The 16,581-nt window shown below is 41.8% G+C and carries 20 protein-coding genes; 9 read left to right on the forward strand and 11 right to left on the reverse strand.

Features of this window, described 5'->3' with window-relative positions; genetic code table 11:
* Nucleotides 1-4 precede the first annotated feature (4 nt).
* The 4 genes from FD974_RS07750 to FD974_RS07765 all read right to left on the reverse strand — a co-directional run bounded on the left by FD974_RS07750 (nucleotide 5) and on the right by FD974_RS07765 (nucleotide 3,314).
* Nucleotides 5-1,045, reverse strand: a complete 1,041-nt coding sequence (locus FD974_RS07750) for an efflux RND transporter periplasmic adaptor subunit (RefSeq protein ID WP_108469572.1) — start codon at nucleotides 1,043-1,045, stop codon at nucleotides 5-7.
* Nucleotides 1,042-1,611 (reverse strand): hypothetical protein, encoded by a 570-nt coding sequence (locus FD974_RS07755; RefSeq protein ID WP_108469573.1) that lies wholly within the window; start codon nucleotides 1,609-1,611, stop codon nucleotides 1,042-1,044. The genes FD974_RS07750 and FD974_RS07755 overlap by 4 nt, the downstream gene beginning before the upstream one ends.
* Nucleotides 1,612-1,624: 13 nt before the next feature.
* Nucleotides 1,625-2,908, reverse strand: a complete 1,284-nt coding sequence (locus FD974_RS07760; RefSeq protein ID WP_108469574.1) for a TolC family protein — start codon at nucleotides 2,906-2,908, stop codon at nucleotides 1,625-1,627.
* Nucleotides 2,909-2,978: 70 nt separating this feature from the next.
* Nucleotides 2,979-3,314, reverse strand: a complete 336-nt coding sequence (locus FD974_RS07765; protein WP_159074842.1) for a hypothetical protein — start codon at nucleotides 3,312-3,314, stop codon at nucleotides 2,979-2,981.
* 223 nt (nucleotides 3,315-3,537) lie between these two features.
* Between FD974_RS07765 and FD974_RS07770 the strand changes: the two genes are divergently transcribed.
* Nucleotides 3,538-3,888, forward strand: a complete 351-nt coding sequence (locus FD974_RS07770; protein ID WP_108469576.1) for a DUF3147 family protein — start codon at nucleotides 3,538-3,540, stop codon at nucleotides 3,886-3,888.
* A gap of 221 nt (nucleotides 3,889-4,109) precedes the next feature.
* Nucleotides 4,110-4,322: a hypothetical protein gene (locus FD974_RS07775; protein WP_215364075.1), complete on the forward strand. Its 213-nt coding sequence runs from the start codon at nucleotides 4,110-4,112 to the stop codon at nucleotides 4,320-4,322.
* Between the two features lie 101 nt (nucleotides 4,323-4,423).
* Here FD974_RS07775 and FD974_RS07780 read toward each other — a convergent pair whose 3' ends face one another.
* The 3 genes from FD974_RS07780 to FD974_RS07790 are packed head-to-tail and all read right to left on the reverse strand — an operon-like array spanning nucleotide 4,424 to nucleotide 6,271.
* Nucleotides 4,424-4,732, reverse strand: a complete 309-nt coding sequence (locus tag FD974_RS07780; RefSeq protein ID WP_215364076.1) for a hypothetical protein — start codon at nucleotides 4,730-4,732, stop codon at nucleotides 4,424-4,426.
* Between the two features lie 12 nt (nucleotides 4,733-4,744).
* On the reverse strand, nucleotides 4,745-5,545 hold the full coding sequence (locus FD974_RS07785; RefSeq protein ID WP_215364077.1) for a hypothetical protein: 801 nt from the start codon (nucleotides 5,543-5,545) through the stop codon (nucleotides 4,745-4,747).
* 60 nt (nucleotides 5,546-5,605) lie between these two features.
* Nucleotides 5,606-6,271: a hypothetical protein gene (locus FD974_RS07790; protein WP_215364079.1), complete on the reverse strand. Its 666-nt coding sequence runs from the start codon at nucleotides 6,269-6,271 to the stop codon at nucleotides 5,606-5,608.
* A gap of 121 nt (nucleotides 6,272-6,392) precedes the next feature.
* Between FD974_RS07790 and FD974_RS07795 the strand changes: the two genes are divergently transcribed.
* Nucleotides 6,393-7,352 carry a hypothetical protein gene (locus tag FD974_RS07795; protein ID WP_215364081.1) on the forward strand — a complete coding sequence of 320 codons (960 nt, stop codon included), beginning with the start codon at nucleotides 6,393-6,395 and terminating at the stop codon, nucleotides 7,350-7,352.
* Nucleotide 7,353: 1 nt separating this feature from the next.
* Here FD974_RS07795 and FD974_RS07800 read toward each other — a convergent pair whose 3' ends face one another.
* Nucleotides 7,354-7,920, reverse strand: a complete 567-nt coding sequence (locus FD974_RS07800; RefSeq protein WP_215354682.1) for a site-specific integrase — start codon at nucleotides 7,918-7,920, stop codon at nucleotides 7,354-7,356.
* Between the two features lie 276 nt (nucleotides 7,921-8,196).
* Here FD974_RS07800 and FD974_RS07805 point away from each other — a divergent pair, with 276 nt between their 5' ends.
* The 5 genes from FD974_RS07805 (at nucleotide 8,197) to FD974_RS07825 (ending at nucleotide 11,010) form a co-directional block, all read left to right on the forward strand.
* The gene (locus FD974_RS07805) at nucleotides 8,197-8,628 is read left to right on the forward strand and encodes a hypothetical protein (protein ID WP_215364082.1); all 432 of its coding nucleotides are present in this window, start codon (nucleotides 8,197-8,199) and stop codon (nucleotides 8,626-8,628) included.
* Nucleotides 8,629-9,348: 720 nt separating this feature from the next.
* Nucleotides 9,349-9,870, forward strand: coding sequence for a DUF6641 family protein (locus tag FD974_RS07810; RefSeq protein WP_215364083.1), 522 nt, complete (start codon nucleotides 9,349-9,351; stop codon nucleotides 9,868-9,870).
* 18 nt (nucleotides 9,871-9,888) lie between these two features.
* Nucleotides 9,889-10,254, forward strand: a complete 366-nt coding sequence (locus FD974_RS07815; protein ID WP_215364084.1) for a DUF6876 family protein — start codon at nucleotides 9,889-9,891, stop codon at nucleotides 10,252-10,254.
* Between the two features lie 29 nt (nucleotides 10,255-10,283).
* On the forward strand, nucleotides 10,284-10,634 hold the full coding sequence (locus FD974_RS07820) for a hypothetical protein (protein ID WP_215364085.1): 351 nt from the start codon (nucleotides 10,284-10,286) through the stop codon (nucleotides 10,632-10,634).
* Between the two features lie 34 nt (nucleotides 10,635-10,668).
* A complete protein-coding gene (locus FD974_RS07825; protein ID WP_215364086.1) occupies nucleotides 10,669-11,010 on the forward strand; it encodes a hypothetical protein in 342 nt (113 codons plus the stop codon).
* Between the two features lie 52 nt (nucleotides 11,011-11,062).
* Here FD974_RS07825 and FD974_RS07830 read toward each other — a convergent pair whose 3' ends face one another.
* Both FD974_RS07830 and FD974_RS07835 read right to left on the reverse strand, forming a co-directional pair.
* The gene (locus FD974_RS07830) at nucleotides 11,063-11,212 is read right to left on the reverse strand and encodes a hypothetical protein (RefSeq protein ID WP_215364087.1); all 150 of its coding nucleotides are present in this window, start codon (nucleotides 11,210-11,212) and stop codon (nucleotides 11,063-11,065) included.
* 231 nt (nucleotides 11,213-11,443) lie between these two features.
* Complete coding sequence (locus FD974_RS07835; RefSeq protein WP_215364088.1) at nucleotides 11,444-12,790, reverse strand: hypothetical protein; 1,347 nt, start codon at nucleotides 12,788-12,790, stop codon at nucleotides 11,444-11,446.
* A gap of 174 nt (nucleotides 12,791-12,964) precedes the next feature.
* Between FD974_RS07835 and FD974_RS07840 the strand changes: the two genes are divergently transcribed.
* The gene (locus tag FD974_RS07840) at nucleotides 12,965-13,384 is read left to right on the forward strand and encodes a hypothetical protein (protein WP_215364090.1); all 420 of its coding nucleotides are present in this window, start codon (nucleotides 12,965-12,967) and stop codon (nucleotides 13,382-13,384) included.
* Here the strand turns inward: FD974_RS07840 and FD974_RS07845 are convergent.
* On the reverse strand, nucleotides 13,381-16,575 hold the full coding sequence (locus FD974_RS07845; protein ID WP_215364092.1) for a type I restriction endonuclease subunit R: 3,195 nt from the start codon (nucleotides 16,573-16,575) through the stop codon (nucleotides 13,381-13,383). The two genes, FD974_RS07840 and FD974_RS07845, sit on opposite strands and share 4 nt — an antisense overlap.
* Between the last annotated feature and the right edge of the window lie 6 nt (nucleotides 16,576-16,581).

A 16,581-nucleotide genomic window follows, 5' to 3' on the forward strand; every position in this document is an offset into this window, starting at 1 on the left:
GTCCTTAACGAATTTGATTGATGAGGGATGCCCCATCAGTAATGACTCGTTCACCATCTTTAATACCGCTAGTGATAACAATGTTCTGACCATCTAAAGGCTCATATATAACTGTTCTGGGCTCAAATATTTCTGGGGACTTTTTAATCCAGACAATTGTTTGGTTCGAGCTGCTTTTGACTAATGATTTTGAGGGCGCCTTTACTCCAGTGACCTTGCTATCGGTATTTACAAATACTCGAATGGGCTGACCTATGGGTAAAAATTGGAGATCATCCGATTTAGCAGAAAAAGTAAGAGGCAAGGCTTGCTCTCTGAGGGTCTGTCCACCACCGAGATACTTGAGCTCAATCACTTTGCCATTAACATCCACTTTGCCATCAGCAATGTTCTTACTCAGATTTGAGTCGTAGGCAAGCGCTTCTATTAATAGCTTGGATGGATTAACAACCTCAAAGATTAGATCTCTTGCTTGTACTACTTGGCCAGACACGACACCCGTAGTAGAAATAATTCCGCTGACTGGGGCTCTTAATTCTTCATTAGCAACCGCGGCTTCTGCCTCTTCAATAGTCTTACGTGGAACCGTATCGCTAAGATCTCGCAAACGCTTTAGTCGACTTTCCGCAAGTGATCTTGATTTTCCTGGGCCAGCCTCTGGCGTTACATACGCCAAGACATCGCCTTTACTAATCTTCTGTCCGGGCAATGGAAAACCAGCTGGTCCCGGCGTAATACGGCCAGCAACAATCGCTTGCACCTTACCGCCAAAGTTAGGATCCATGATGACTTTTCCAGCTAAATCATAGGTTTTGGCATATTCGCCGAACTGGCCAGGAGTTGTCATCACGTGTAACTGGCGTTGCGCAGGCTTGGGAATAAAAAGACTGCCGTCCGACTGTCTTTTCGGAGCGTCGCCTTGAACTTGGGATACTTCCGACTCACCATGACCCGGCCCAGCATGAACCTTAAAAGCAAATAGCGCCACAGATAAACCAATAAGGATAAAGGGGCGAAATACAAAATCTCTATGTTTGCGATTCATACCCGCTCCTTGATTTGTTTGATTAATTTTTTTGCATGCGTCATCAACACCTCTTTCTTGCGATAAGAAAAATAGGCAATTGCCATCAAGAGGCTGAAATAAAGCAAGATTTTTATTGCTGATTTCCAAGAGATCAATGAGGAGTGCTCAAAGGAACTTAGATCGATAGTGGCTGCTAGTATGTCGGTAACATCATCATTAATCGTGATGGTGATCGCAGTAGGCTGATCCTTAATTTTATTTTTTAGGCGAAAGAGATACTCTCCATCACCATGAGGCTCTGAACTAATTTTAGAGCCCTCAAGCTCAATTTCAACCTTAGCTCCTTTGACCAATTCATTGGAGGAGTAGCGATCTAGGTAGAGCGTGATTTCCTTACCATTGATCACTCCTACCGCCTCATAGAGATCAGATTCAGCATAAAAGCGAGGTGATGTTTGAGTTTGTGCAGTGGTGGGTTTTTCCTCCCCATGACCAGGGCCTGCATAAGCTGCCGATGCAATTGTCAGAGATAGCGCAATTAATAGTTTTGACGCCAACTGACTATATTTGTTCAATAAATTCATAGTTAAAGTGACCTTACTCTGGTAACAGGCCAAGGGCCTGTCGTAAATTTGAAACTGAGACTGCGTAATTGATTTTTGCAATCGCAGCCTGTCTATTTGCATCCACTGCTTCTAGCTCAATACGTAGTCTTGTGGGCAAATCGGTTTCACCAAAGCGAAATGATTTGTCAAAAAATTGACGTGTTTCATTGGCTAGGTTAGACCTCTTATCTGCAGCGCCAAGCTTCATTTTTGCCGACTTCACCAAAGCCACATTTGATTCCACATTACTTAATGCAGACTCTCGCTCATAGGACAATCGAACCTCTGAATCGACCATCTCAGCTGTAGCGCTGGCCAATCTATTGGTATTGCGAGCATCAGAGCCAAAAGGAATTCTTAATCCAACAGCAACTGATTGCTGATAGGGAACGCCATAGACTTCACGGCCCTTAGTAGTCCATACTTGCAATTGTGGGGATGCCCGAGTTTGAGACTTTGCTAAGTCAACCGCTTTTTTAGCAACCTCTAACTGGTCTACAAGTGCTGCAACGATTGGCAAACTAGAATCTAGTCCTGACAGGTTTTCAGGAACCTTGGGTAACGGTTCAATATTTTTAGCAATGTCACCGAATTGAATTTTCTTGAGATACTCACTTCCCAATAAAGAACGCACCCTTTGCTCAGCATTAATGACGTTGGCCTGCGCTTCGACCAAAAAAGCTTCTGATGATGCGAGAGCCCCATTAGCCTGATGAAGATCTGCGCGAGATAAGTCTCCAGCCTTAAATCTCTTTTCAACATCAAGAGCTAAGCTCTTTGCATTCTCATTTCTGCGTAGCGCTAAATCAGACTCAATTTTTGATTTCTGGTAATTCCAATAGGCATCCCTTACTTCGGCCGCAACTCTCAATTGGGATAGATAGTATTGAGACAAAAGCTTTTTATATTCTGCATCCGCTAAATTAATTGAGCTTGACCGCTCATTCCATAACCAAAGGGGGATATCTAAACCCAGTATGGTTTCACTAGCGCCTTGATTACTGTTAGTTCTATCGGTCTTTTGCGACACTTCCACCGAAGCTGGGCTTACCAAAAGGCTGCTAGCAATTTTTTGCTTAGCAAGCGCGGCCTCTACTCGATACTGATAGGACTTATAGTCAGGTTGGCGCTCCCATGAAGATTCATAGAAGGACTTTAAGGCCGACTCGGCTTTGCGCTCGCCATTAGCCAGCGCTATTGGCGACCCCAATATAAAAACCAATCCAGTAAATTGAATGACGCAGCGACGAACTACGCCCGAATACTCTCGCAACATAAAAACTCCATTTGTTTGTTCAAAACAGAGTTAGCGAGAGAAGAAGAATTAGGTTAAGGCTCTCGCTAACTTAGGCGAGAGCGAGCCAATTGGGTTTTTCAGGAGGGGGAGGAGAAATATTGACTAAAAACTCCACTCGAGCATCTTCATAATGAAAGATGGTAGTGGCAATTGAAATGGTAAAAGTGGAATGTAATGCTGGAGAATGCGCCAAATGACAGACCCCACAATCAGAATCGTAGCTTGCAGAATCGCTAGCTGAGGCAATACTGACTGGCTTCTCATGCTCGTGATGTGAAACATGAGAAGCTGCTGCCTGCTCTTCTTGGCAGTAAGCAGAAACCGTAGCATAGGAGGTTTGTATCGATAAAGCTAGCAGGGCCAGAATTATCAGGATTTTTCTCATGTTTCTATTACAGCATATTTCTTAGTATTTTGCATTATGAGCTTTCTCAAAACGCTTAATGGATTAGCTTTGGATAAAGATGTTACCAACAGCTCATACCAGTAAAACACCTACGCAGGACGATTTTAGTGTTTCTTGGCGGTCCGGGGCGGAATCAAAAAAGGGCTTAGGATATCTGACTCTGCTTTAGACTATTCCACAACTATTTCTTCCTAAGGCTCAAATGGCTTGGATCATTACCAAATACTTACTCACTGCAGGAATGGTTGTATTCATTTCTGAGATAGCTAAGCGGAGCGATAGGTTAGGTGGCTTTATAGCAGCTCTGCCACTGATGACTTTACTAACACTTACTTGGCTATATATTGAAAACCAATCTGAAGAGAAGATAGCAAACCATGCCTATTACACCTTTTGGTATGTAATACCTACCTTACCAATGTTCTTACTGTTTCCATACCTACTTCCAAAGCTAGGCTTCTGGATGACCATGGCCACGTGTGTAGTAGCGGCAGTTATCTGTTTTGGCTTATTTTCCTTAGTGATGAAAAGCGTTGGGATTGAGCTGCTGTAGAAAATGTGCAGTAATTGCCTACACACTTTCTAGCATCCCCAACCGTTACTTAAAGTAACGCCTACAACTCCAAACCCAACCTTTAGTCTCAAAAGCTAGCTTTTTGTGACGTTTAGGTCTAGTTTAGGTTCTCTGGTTATGAGAGCAGATGACATTGGAGTAATGGTCATCACCCCCCCCTTTTTTTTACAGTACGATGTATTCGCTAAAATGCATAACATATGAATATCCAAATATTAAAGGGCTTTAATGCCCGCAAACGATTAAGCGATGGAGCTGATGACGGCTTCACGCCGCTAGTTGTCGGTACTTATAAAGCTAAATCCACAGGAGATGGCTATTTGGCTATTGAAAAGAGTAATGGCACCCTTGTCTATATCACCCTTCAAACACTAGAAGAAAAAATTGCTAGCAAAGATTTACTCCTAGGATAGATAGGGCAAGGATATAAGGAGCAGACAACTTTGATAGCCTATGCCCCCCCCGAAAGCAACCGTTACTTTACGTAACGGTTGCAATTCACAGAGGCTACCTCCTAGCCTAGCACCTTAGGTGTGTATTTTGCTAGCTGCGACTCAAAGTCCCACTTGATGAAATCAGCATCTTTAAATGTACCGATCACCATTCCCGAGCTAGTGACTTTCCACCCAGCACTGGTTTTAGTGATTTCAAATTCATAGTCGCCATGCCGATCTGTATACCTAGCGCGGTAATGCTGAGGCGTATCAATCAGCACCTCAGGCGAAAGATGCTCAAACTGCAAAATAACGCTTTTGTGTTTCTTTAATGCATTAATTACTTGATTAACATCGTTTTTAAGTGCGGCATTAAAAGCTAAGTTCATGATATTTCCTTTTTAGATTACAGCGGCTTCATTAACGAGCTCAATCTGCTCTACGGTACGACCACCTTGATTGAGTTTTTCTCGCTCTTCATTTGCCTTAATTCGCATTTTGGCAATGGCTTCTCGGGCTTTATCCATGTCTTTACATAGATAAGCACTTAATTTTTTAAGCGCATAGTTTTCGAGCTCGACTTCAGCCGGCAACTTACAGACGACGTTGTAGTGCCCATTACTAACAGTACACACCACATACTCAAATTCGCAGTTGTCGTTATTAATTCCATCGAACTGATTTGGCGCAGCAAACTTTGCAAATGGAAAGTAGCCACGCGACTGCAAATAAGTACGCGTAAGCTCTAAACGCTCATCTTCAATCTGTTGCTGCTCGTCTACCTTCTCATCATCTACCCCAGCAAGACGCATTTTTTCTAAGCCGCCTGCCTCAATAATTACTTGCGGCAATTCGGCTGCCTTAAAATGGCACGCCATAGCAGTCTCGATCGCCCTGGTGTAGACGTGCGCCGTTTTACGATCAGCTCTCGTAATGTATTTGACAAGTAAGGCAACATCGCTGGTATTTTCTTGCACCTTAATGTTTGCCTCTTTAAGTCTATACCGTAGGTTAAAAAATAGATCCTCCTTATCTGGACTTGCTTCAAACTGCTGAGCCAATTCCATTATTTTTGACAATAGCTCATAGAGCTTTCGTCTACCAGTCACTATGTATTGGTCATTAAATAGATCATGTTCCATGGCCAACTCTTCAGCCTTACTAATAAGTGATTTATTCACTACTAATTCATTTTTTTTCATTTTTTGTTTCCTTATTTGGTTTTCTTATGCAGCGCCAATAGCGGCGCTGCTTTTTTACAATTAGTGATAGCGATGAGCATTTGAGCGTATCGGGCTATCCGAGTTCATTTCTGAATGGCAGTTGTATTTGATGCCCAAGTGATCGCAAGCCTCGATTAATGCATCCCCAATTTCAGAGCCATCAAACGAAAAACCCAGCTCTTCAAATACGATGCTCGATGCCTCTTGCATAATCCAGACATCGTCTTCTGTGAGCGGAATTTGATTGGCGATCTTAAATGCCGCCTGATGTACTTTATTCATGCAGTCCGAGCACATATTGGCATTTAGGCATTCCATGATTGGGTCAAAAAAAGCCTCTTCTTCACTCGAGTCGTCCGTAAGCCCCAAGGCCATATTCATATGATCGACCAAACCATCCCGATCAATAAATTGCATACCGTAGCGCTTGGCTGCTTTTATGCGCGCCTTGGTCACCTTCGAATCCTTTAAGCAGATACCATGCACGTCCATGGTGAGTTGATCTATGCGATCAAGTATCTTTAAATCTTTGCGGTTTAGTTTTTCCCCTTGACTGATCTTGTTAATGGCTTTTGTATAAAGCGCCAATTCTTCTTGGCTTAAGCCTTCCTCAATGGTGTACTTAACATCTAATAATTTAATTCCAGTGCCGGACAACATGATTTTGTCTGCACTGACCATCCCAAATTTCACTGTATTTCTCATCTTTAATTCTCCTCATTTATGGTCTAGACACTGTGTTTCGATCCATGAAATGAGTGTAGAATCTATTAGCAACTATTTGATTTGCCTGTTTATTGTCACCTTTAAGTGTTAATATATTTGAATGGCTACAGCACCTAAAAAAACCACTATTCCAGGGCGAACCACCAAAGATTGGTCGACTAAAGGTATCCAGGGCTATGTCATGCTGATGGTGGAATTTTTGCGGATTAGCCCAAGCTATGCCTTAGCGCATGAGATTAGAACTAAGAAGATAGCCCCATCAAAACAAGCTCCACTCATTCTTAAGCTTTACCGAGATACGGATAAACCGCTCACCAAACAAGCAGAGCGCGATGTAATTAGTGACTTCGCGCGAGTGCTATCGACGTACGATGAATACGGCGACATATTCCAATGTTCATTTGAAGAGTGGTGGGCCAATCGAGGATTAGCTATGTATGGATCACCCCATAACAAACCCATCGTTAAGAAGATAGCCGGCATCAGTCAAGGAGAGTCTTATGAACCCCTCTTCGGACGAGCGCTAGAGCATTACTTTAATAAACAGCGAGCCAGTGAGGGCAATCCACCGGCTTTACTGCTGGCAGTTCCTCTTGGGCAACCTAAAAGGATATTACTCGCGTATATCTCTAAACTCATTGATGCTGAGGCAGTTCCTTTACCTATTAAGTCCCAAAGGGCTATCAAGCCACTTGTAGCCAAACGCTTACGCTCAGCGCCACTCTTTATCATGTTGCGCATATTGATGGCTAGAGCCCAGTACCCTCAATTACCGTTATGGCGGATTGGGAAGCATGCGGGCGTGAGCCAAAAATATGCCCAAACAGAAATTACACTCAATAAAAAACGCTTACAAGATGCTGACGCTAAGATTCATTTGAGTATTTTGACAAGTCGATATCTACTCAAGGCCAAATGCGTTGCAGAGCAGGCGGCGCGAGGACAGTTTCCTAGTTCGGCCAAATTGGTCCTGCCCGCATTTGATCTGGATGCTGTTTTTATGCGATTACAGGCAAGGTATCCGCAGCTTAAAGCAGGTAAACCTACAAAATCAAAGTAGGCTAAATCAGCTCCACCGCATTACGCAGGATATCGGGACGAGTATCAATATAGCGCTGCGTGGTGGACATTTGACTGTGACCTGCCAACTGCATCATGACCCTTACTGACACCCCCTTCTCACTGAGTCGTGTCAAAAAGCCACGGCGACCACTATGGCTAGTAGCGCCATTAAGCCCTGCTTGACGATATAAGCCGTTAATCACATGCGTTAAGGTGTTTGGTGTGAATCCCAAAGCCCTTTGTGTGGGGAACAATGGACGATTCATGTCTTTTGGTGGATGCGCTGCGATATAGATGGCAAGTTCCTGTTGCATACGCTCTGATAACAGCACTACCCTACTTTTAGAGCCCTTGGTCTGATTTGCAGCTAAGTGAATCTCGCTTAACACCTGTTTATCCGCGTTTAAAACGTCGCTGTAGCGCACACTTGCTACTTCACCTATTCGCATACCCGCCCAGTGCGTTAACAGCAGTATTGCGCGATTACGCACTGCTGCTTTGGTGCTCGCTGCGTAGTCTAGTGCTCGCTGTAATTCTGCATCACTTAATGTTTTTGCTTGTGCCATGGTCTCTCCTTGTATTGCCATCTATGTACTTATATTTTGTAGTCAAAACTGCCATATTCCTACCGAAAATGGCCACTAATACACTCAGATTGATGGGTTTTTCAAGTGAAAATGACTGAAAAATAATCGCTTGATTTTCAAATGGTTACAAGCACTCAACACTTAACGTAACTAATGTGTTGAGTGGAAAAATCATGGAATTTGATGGTATTTCGTGGCAGATCTGCCACAATTATTCGAAAGCATTAATAGCTCAAATTTACTAAAGGCCTTGATATGCAAAATCCCAATAGTCCCGAACGTTTACTTGGTCCATTTCTTTCAAGATCGTCTACTCGTTATATAGACGTCTATAGGAAAATTACTGGTAAAGACGCTAAACAACACTTAGCCCATATTTTGAGGTTTTCACACCAACATGGAAAAATGCCGGAAATGTATTACTGGCTCATATCTATAACTGGAAAAGAATTTTTATCTAAGCCTGAATATCAGCCTTTTGGCGATCTTATCAATAATGAGCTTGATATTATCAAAAGCCAATACAAAGAAAGTCGATATCTAAAAAGGATTAATCAAGAGGCTATGGCTAAGGATATGCCTATTACCCAAGAAAATCTCTCTAGAATTGCATTACAAAATGGATTAATTGAATGGGTAAACAAACATCAAAGAGTAATACCATACGCAATTCAACTTAATAATTGATCTATTTGATAGATATTTAATAGCGAGCTAGGCTCGCTTGTGCCTTCGCTACCGCTTGGCACATTTTTTCTTTTTTTAATTATTAAATATTCTCTTTCACTAGGAAGCACAAGCCAAGCCCTGTTAAAGGGCTCAACTCATGCAAGCCTCTTTCACTGAGGTTTTCAACTGATATACACACAACTTGCTAGTGCAAGATAGGTAGGTATTGCTATCACCTATTACGTGCCGTCATACGCAGCTAATTTGCGGTCTATATCAGGAACCCTTACAAACTAGCTTGTGGGTTTATCTCATTGGCTTTCCCACTCACTTTCAGCCTAAATACTTCTAAGCCTACATTCACGTATTTCTACGCTACCAACCAATACAACATCGCAAACGGTACTGCCACACAGGGGCGTCGTTTAAAGCATCCAAAACAGGGTCTTGGGTAGTGCAATGAGGCCAGATAGTAAGGGTTCTGAATTGCGTACCGTCACACATCAGAACGGGTTTCGCAGCACTATTACCTTCGGCGTGCCAACCTTTAAGCCTTACTGTTTTTTTACTGCTTTTTATGAATTTATTTAGCTTGAACATAAAGATCGGTAAAAAAAGTAGATATGTGTTCTAAGACCTAAAAGGGGCTCAAGAATGGCCTTTTTTCGGTTGTCCAAAGGGGTTTTCTGATCATATTGTTGTGTTGTCCAGGCATTTTTAACTCAACTGATGGAGAACATGATGGCAATGCTAGAGAACCTGAATACCTTCAAATTGACCGATGCAAAAAGGCCTAAAAACCAGCCCCCTGTAGTGCAGCGTAGAAACAAGCTGATTAGCAAGTTATGGGAACAGCTGGAATTGGCCAAAGCAAAACATAGCGGTAAAGACTTTGTCGTAAAGCGCTACAAAAACGTTAAGGATCTAGAAGGCAATATCAAGAGCATCGAAAAGCCTAAACGTATCAAACCTTGGTGGTTTACCAGCAACACTGGAACACTTTGTATCAATGTTTTTTATGGCAGCAAGCTTTTAGATCTAGCTAATGGCAAAACCGCAGTTGAGGCCACTAATCTTGCTAACGTCATTGAAGTTCTAGAACTACTCAAGCGTGAAGCGGAGATCGGCACGTTTGATGCGGCCATTGAGGCAGCAAGCTTACAGCTGCGCAGCCGCTTTGAATTGAAAATCCCGAAAACGAGTCAAAAGAGTAAGGTTCTGACCGATTCCAATACGCAAACCGCATTCATAAATAAATGACTGTGAGGTATAGCAAAAATGAATCCATCTAAAACCCAGCTTTTGAATCATTTGGAGCAATTTTATGGAACGCAGTACTACTACCCTCTATGGCCTAAAGTCTTTCTAACGGATGGCGCCCAGTTTCTGGCACAAGAAGCGGCCTGCTATTGGCTGATGGATGCCATAGCTAGTCATATTGTTCATTTACCAAAAGCAGAAGTATTTGTCAGCTGCAAGTTAATTGTCTATAACGATAAGGCTGAACTACAACTAGACGATGGCAATGGCAACGTACTAGCCACACAGAAGATTGCCTATACGACCTTCCCCTTGGACTCCATAGTGCTGTATGCGTGCTGGGATAGTGAGCGTTGGATCTTAATGCTTCCTACCGAGTATTAGTCACTAAAAGTCAGCAGCTAAATATCAGTATGCGATTTTATGAATTTAAATCTAGTCCAACTAAACCATTAAGCTCGGCACAAGCACGAATCAAAGCTCTTAAAGATCAGGCTAAACGAGCACAGGCAGCAGTTAAGGCTGAACGAGCTAGGCAAAAGATACAGGCCGCTCAAACTACCCTCAATCAATTAGAAAGCCACTCAATGTCAAAAACCTTTAGAGCATTACATAAGCCCAATAACCCATACTCCGCTTGGATCGGCATTGGTACCTATGGATCATTTAATGATGCGCTAGCTGCAGTACTAAGAAAAAAGAATCAAGGGTCAATTGCAGTGCAGATACAAGATGGCGCTAAGATTACGATATATTCATCTTAATTAATCATTTTCCACTCTCTTGGAAAGGTGCTATATGAGCAATTCACCTGAAGAACTTCAAATTGAATTTGAAAAGCTGTATCAATATCTGTCAGATTCTCTGGATAATGGACTCATTAAGGGCGATCACTATGATTGTGCACAATACATAATCTCTAAAGCCTATCCAGAAGAAACAAGGGAAATCAACATTGATGAAGGTAATCTAGATGAAGATGCCGATTCATCCGAAATTGGTGGAACTGTAATGTTAGATATGCTATTCGAAGTAGTGGAGGATAAAGCTACATTTATCAGCGATTTCAGAAAAGCGATTGATAACTGTCGAACATGGAATCCAGACGAAGTAGCGCAAGAAATTATTAATTCAAGATAGACATATTTAAAACCAATATAGTTAACCTCGTCCTTGCAATGAAAGCTTGGCATTACGCAACATGCTGAACTTGCCTCAACCATTCTTGCTCGTCATTAGTTAAACTTCTCTCTTTCTCAGCGTCTTTTAATTCTTCTATTAGCATTTCTTGATTTTTAGTCGTCCACGATCCCGTGTGCCAACTTGGTGTAACTAATTTCATAAATTTTCCTTAAGAAACATCTGCTTTAAATCTTATTTTTTATGCCGTCTAGTACTCTAATGCTATCTATATTAACCTCCATTATTGGCAGTCTCGACTCACTAAAATTTATTTTCTGCTGCATTAACTTTTACCAGCTAATAATTTTAAGAAATCAGCAATACCTTTCCAAAATTGGTTTATAGCAATACTCCTAAATCATTAAAATTGACCAGGAAATTCTTGTTAAACTTAAACCATCCGCAGCTCTCGTGCTGCCCGCTTCCTGCTAGGATAGTTATCAGTAGCCTTGCCATCCGCCTCAATCAGCTTTCTAGTATTTACACCACGTAATTGCTCAATAGCCTGTATTACCTGTAAGTGGCTATAGTGCCGCTCAATCATTAATACACTTGTACCCATTTGTTTTGCTAGCGTATGAATAGGTACCATATCGTGAGTAAGTGCTAATGTGGCATAGGTATGGCGTAGGCTATAGAACACACGCTTTTGATTGGTCTTGGGATCTATTAGTAAGCCATGGTCTGATAAGAAGTTATCAAACATATGGTTTAAAACATCACTTAAATCTCTACCATCTTTAGCTCTAAAGATGTAGTCATCATTGGTGGGTTTAATCAGCCCAGCTAAAGGATCTTTAATTGAGCTAGCTACCCCATAATTTCTAAGCGCAATACGCTCTAGCACCTTGACGCTAGGTAGTCGCCCAATAATCTGCCTTTGCCCTGTTTTACCTTTTACTGTCATTTCACAACTTCTATTTAAGTTATGAATTTCAATAACTTCGCCTTCTTCATCCAATTGATCTGTCACGGTGCTAATGGGGTTCATCATGAAGCGGATTTGCTTCCATTTCATATCAAGCAACTCAATGCCTGGCCTTGCTCCTGTATCTACCAGCATTTCCACATAATCTCTCAGGATCTCACGGCGCTCACGCACATCCCGAGTTCTACCTGATTCTATGTATGGACCTAGTAGTTTTAGTAAGGCTCTGAGTTCATGCAGCTCAAATGCTGGGCGACGCACACTCTCTTTAGTCTTGCCATCTAACTTGGGACGATTGCTCTCGGTTAAGTAACCCCGAACAATGGCTTCATCAAATACCCTGTTAAATGCAGCGTTTTGAGTCTTACGATTGCTATTGGATAGCGCTAATCCATACTTGGCTTCACGGTCATCGTAGTACTGCTGCAGGGCGTCGTAGTCAATATTGGTTATGAGTCTTTGCCCAAGACTAGGTATGAAGTGCTCATTAATGATGCGGATGTAGTCTTTGTAGATTGACTTACCCAAGCCACCCTTCAAGTCTCGCTCCATGCGATCAATTGCCAGCATGGCGATATCTTTAAAGCGTTTGGTTACTACTGGAATACCGGAGCGTTTACGAATCTCTGCCTCCACTAATAGCTCTTTAGCCTTATTAACTGCCAAGTCAAGCTGGGTTTCTTTAGTAGTTGCTCGTATCCACTTGTTATCCACCTTATAGCGACATTGCCATACGGCGCTATGCTCGCGCTGATAGAGGGTTAGGTTACGGTGTATGAGTTGATGTGTACTTTCTTTTTTAATTGCCATACATATACTTTAGCTTCAGAGCCTAGGCTAGAGCAACCAAGTTGGCTGAAAAATAGAGGTCAATTTAGCCAAAAGAACTTGTGGCTAAGAGTGGAGTTTATTGGGGGGGATGAGCGTTACTTAAAGTAACGCTTGGGATGTTGCAAAAAATCAAGATTAATTCTATATTAAAAAATGAGCTTACATCTCAACTACTTAAAACCTCCATCTAAAGCGCATCGAGATTATGCAAAAGCTCTTTATGATAGAAGGAATGAGGCAATTTATATCCCAAAGGTTAATGTTGAACTACCGAATTGGAAGCCCCAAATAAATAGATGTCACGACAACTGCGCCGAGTGGTATTTAAACAATCCAAATTGCGAAATAGTTCATGGATGGCTTTCTATAGATTTAACTGCTATCGGTTTTTACAGATTTATTGCCCATTCCGTAATTAAGAATTTAGATGGCTCATTTATAGACATTACGCCATCCTTAATTCAAACCAACTATCCATTTCTTAAAGGCAGCCTTGATTCGGATCAGTATTTTGAAGCAACAGATGTTTTACATGAGCATTTTGGAGACTCAAATCTAGATCATTGGATCTAACCAAGGACTGCCCTTCCAGCAGCCTCAGGATAAGCCTCGTATATATGCTCAAACATCGCTGAACATTTGTCTTGGTACAAATCTTTTGTATACGCCTCGGGCAAGCCATCATCTAAGGCATCTTGAATGGCAAGCTTTAACTGTGATCTAGCAGTCTCTTTTTGACGCCAGTTCAACACCAGCAAATTTTTCAATTTTGCAAGTAATTCACGAGAAACCTTCTTTACCTCTGCTTTCTCAGCATTCGTTAAATCAGGAGCAGGCCTTGTCAAAATATCAAAAATAACAAGCTCTTCCTCTGACATATTCTCGCGAACGTGTCTCTCTTCTTCAGCATTTAAAGTATTTGTAAAGTTTAGTAGCTCTGCAAATATTTCTTCAATAGTCCGACTACCAGTGTTGTAACTTTCAATGAGTTCTTCAAACTTCTCAGAAAAATCAGCCCTCGTTTTATTGGCTTGGATAAGCTTTTCCAATTTAGAGTGAATGGCGGCCTTAAGAGACTCTAAGTCTGTATTTTTATGCTTTGACTCCTTAAACTTCTGGGCAAGTGCTTGAAAATTAATTTTTGAGAGGTCTAATGCTGCTGGTCCTTCTTTACGAATTGCCAAGCCAGTAATTGATTCATCCAAAATATCACTGATACCACCCATTATCTTTGAGATGTCTGAAGGGTTTGGATTTAATCTGACACGAATTGCCTCAACTAAGGTGGATAGACATACAACGATATTAAAAAACTCTAGAGCAGCTGGATCAGGCTTAATCGCTTTGTATAGAGTATTAACAAGTCGCTCATGACCAAATAACTGTCTACGCAAGGACTCCGGAGAAATCAGACTATCAATTGCATCCTCAATACTTTGCAACCTCTCAAAACTTCCATCTGCTAAAGAAATTATGCGCTCCAGATTGACCCCTTTTGTATTGCAAAAGTCAAAAGCCGCCTTAATGGCAATTTTCAGATCCCTTACTAATTGCTGCTTATCTTTAACTGGATTTGTGCCACCACCACCAACTCCATAAATCGCTAATGCTTTTTCCAAAGAAGCAAATACATTTGCGTAATCAACAATCATGCCGCTGTGCTTGTCTGGGAAAACCCGATTGGCGCGTGAGATGGTCTGCATCAGCGTGTGATTACGCATCGGTTTATCCAAATAAACAGTGGAGCAACTTGGCGCATCAAAGCCTGTCAGCCACATCGCACAAACAAATACCAACCGAAGTGGATCTTTGGAATCCTTAAAGCGCTCATCTAGCGGAGGCTGAGAATCATTCATGCGTCTACGATGCGGCTCAATATCTAAGCCCAACTCATGCATTTTAGAAATTTCGTTCTGGCTTGGCGAAACAATGACTGCCATATCAGTTGTCTTTAAAACATCTAATCGCCTTCTCAACTCGGCCAATTGAATATCACGCTGCGCTTGCTTAGGTGTTGTTTCGCCTGCTTCAGCAGCATTCTGTAATAGTTTAATCACCTCTTCTACTTTTGTAGTCTCTTGCTCCCAGGACTTTTTAACTTTATTAAAGGTCTTTAGGGCGGTAGCCTTGTCAATGGAAACAACCATTGCCTTTCCTAAAAAACCTCGACCTAAAAAATGGGAAACAATATCTCGAGCTACAACCTCTAATCGATCATCTCTTGTAATGATGTGATATTGCCTAGAAAGTTCACGCTCTAGTCTTGATTCTTGCTCGGGATCTAGTTCAGCTTCTTCAATTAAGCGGTATAAATCTTCATTTAAATCTGGATTATTCAGGTGCAACTCAGGGGTGCGATTTTCATAAAATAAAGGGACGGTAGCTCCGTCCTCAACGGACTGCTGAAAATCATATATAGAAACATAATCACCAAAAACTTCTTTTGTTCTCTCTTCTCCAGCGATCAGTGGTGTTCCTGTGAATGCCAGAAACATGGCATTAGGCAAGGCCGATCTCATATTCAGCGCTAGGGTGTCATATTGACTCCTGTGTGCCTCATCAGTCATAACAATAACGTCAGATCGATCACATAATAAATCTGGAGATTGAAATTTTTGAACTAGAGTAAAAACATATCTATGATTTCCTCGTAGCAACTCTCTTAACTCTGCGCCACTAGATGCATGACATTTATCGCCTTCGGCTTGAGTTACTGCACCTACAGCCTTAAAGGTTCCAGCAATTTGATTATCTAACTCTACTCGATCCGTGACAACAGCAAACGTCCAGTTACCCACAAGTTTACGCAACACCTTTTGAGCAAAGAAAACCATTGAGAAGCTCTTTCCGCTACCTTGGGTCTGCCAAAAGACACCGCCTCTACCGTGACCTAGTTCCCGAGCCTCAAGCATTGATGCAATTGCATTATTAACACCAATGAATTGATGATTCTGCCCTAGTATTTTTACTAAACCCGCTTTATGTTCCGAGAATAAAGTAAAGTTTTCCACCAAATCCAAAAGTCGCCCTTTGTCACAAACACCTCGGAGCATTACTTCAAGAGAAACTCTTCGTGGCTCATCTTCACGCTCAATACGCTTCCACTCAAACCATCGCTCCCAATCAGCAGTCAAAGATCCAACGCGACTATCGGATCCATTTGAGGCAATCATTAGAGCGTTGTACCAAAATAAACTAGGTACTTGATCTTTGTAGTGAGTTAAATTTTCATCAAAAGCATTCCTGGCTGGAACACCCGGTTTCTTTAACTCAATGACGACCCAAGGCAGCCCATTCACAAAACCGACTAGGTCAGGTCGGCATGTATACAGCGAACCCGTCACACTAAACTGGCTTACAAGCAAGAAATCGTTACTCTCAGGGGTTTCCCAATCAATAACCTTAATTCTTATAGTCTTTTGACCGCCATTCTCAGTATCTGGAATTGAAACTGGAACACCTTCTTTTAAGAATTCATAAATTTCACGGTTTGCGGCAGCTAATCCCATTGTCGATCTATCTCTAACAATTTCATCAATAGCCGAAGTTATTGATGAAGGTTGTATATCGGAATTATTAAGCTTTATCAAAGCTGATCGTAGTCGGGGAAGTAACACAACCTCACTTTTAGTGCTTCGGCCAAAACACCCATCGCCAGAAAATACCTCATCGGATGCATTTAGTATCTCCCATCCCAAGGAAGCAAATAAATTAATAGATGGCTGCTCAATTAATTGATCTTCAGAATAGGCATGGGCATTCATTAGGAA

It is taken from the genome of Polynucleobacter sp. es-EL-1 (genome assembly GCF_018687975.1).
Classification (GTDB): domain Bacteria; phylum Pseudomonadota; class Gammaproteobacteria; order Burkholderiales; family Burkholderiaceae; genus Polynucleobacter.

Coding starts and splice junctions, on each gene's coding strand:
- FD974_RS07750 (WP_108469572.1), bottom strand. CDS start 1,045: ATGAATCGCAAACATAGAGATTTTGTATTTCGCCCCTTTATCCTTATT.
- FD974_RS07755 (WP_108469573.1), bottom strand. CDS start 1,611: ATGAATTTATTGAACAAATATAGTCAGTTGGCGTCAAAACTATTAATT.
- FD974_RS07760 (WP_108469574.1), bottom strand. CDS start 2,908: ATGTTGCGAGAGTATTCGGGCGTAGTTCGTCGCTGCGTCATTCAATTT.
- FD974_RS07765 (WP_159074842.1), bottom strand. CDS start 3,314: ATGAGAAAAATCCTGATAATTCTGGCCCTGCTAGCTTTATCGATACAA.
- FD974_RS07770 (WP_108469576.1), top strand. CDS start 3,538: ATGGCTTGGATCATTACCAAATACTTACTCACTGCAGGAATGGTTGTA.
- FD974_RS07775 (WP_215364075.1), top strand. CDS start 4,110: ATGAATATCCAAATATTAAAGGGCTTTAATGCCCGCAAACGATTAAGC.
- FD974_RS07780 (WP_215364076.1), bottom strand. CDS start 4,732: ATGAACTTAGCTTTTAATGCCGCACTTAAAAACGATGTTAATCAAGTA.
- FD974_RS07785 (WP_215364077.1), bottom strand. CDS start 5,545: ATGAAAAAAAATGAATTAGTAGTGAATAAATCACTTATTAGTAAGGCT.
- FD974_RS07790 (WP_215364079.1), bottom strand. CDS start 6,271: ATGAGAAATACAGTGAAATTTGGGATGGTCAGTGCAGACAAAATCATG.
- FD974_RS07795 (WP_215364081.1), top strand. CDS start 6,393: ATGGCTACAGCACCTAAAAAAACCACTATTCCAGGGCGAACCACCAAA.
- FD974_RS07800 (WP_215354682.1), bottom strand. CDS start 7,920: ATGGCACAAGCAAAAACATTAAGTGATGCAGAATTACAGCGAGCACTA.
- FD974_RS07805 (WP_215364082.1), top strand. CDS start 8,197: ATGCAAAATCCCAATAGTCCCGAACGTTTACTTGGTCCATTTCTTTCA.
- FD974_RS07810 (WP_215364083.1), top strand. CDS start 9,349: ATGATGGCAATGCTAGAGAACCTGAATACCTTCAAATTGACCGATGCA.
- FD974_RS07815 (WP_215364084.1), top strand. CDS start 9,889: ATGAATCCATCTAAAACCCAGCTTTTGAATCATTTGGAGCAATTTTAT.
- FD974_RS07820 (WP_215364085.1), top strand. CDS start 10,284: ATGCGATTTTATGAATTTAAATCTAGTCCAACTAAACCATTAAGCTCG.
- FD974_RS07825 (WP_215364086.1), top strand. CDS start 10,669: ATGAGCAATTCACCTGAAGAACTTCAAATTGAATTTGAAAAGCTGTAT.
- FD974_RS07830 (WP_215364087.1), bottom strand. CDS start 11,212: ATGAAATTAGTTACACCAAGTTGGCACACGGGATCGTGGACGACTAAA.
- FD974_RS07835 (WP_215364088.1), bottom strand. CDS start 12,790: ATGGCAATTAAAAAAGAAAGTACACATCAACTCATACACCGTAACCTA.
- FD974_RS07840 (WP_215364090.1), top strand. CDS start 12,965: ATGAGCTTACATCTCAACTACTTAAAACCTCCATCTAAAGCGCATCGA.
- FD974_RS07845 (WP_215364092.1), bottom strand. CDS start 16,575: ATGAATGCCCATGCCTATTCTGAAGATCAATTAATTGAGCAGCCATCT.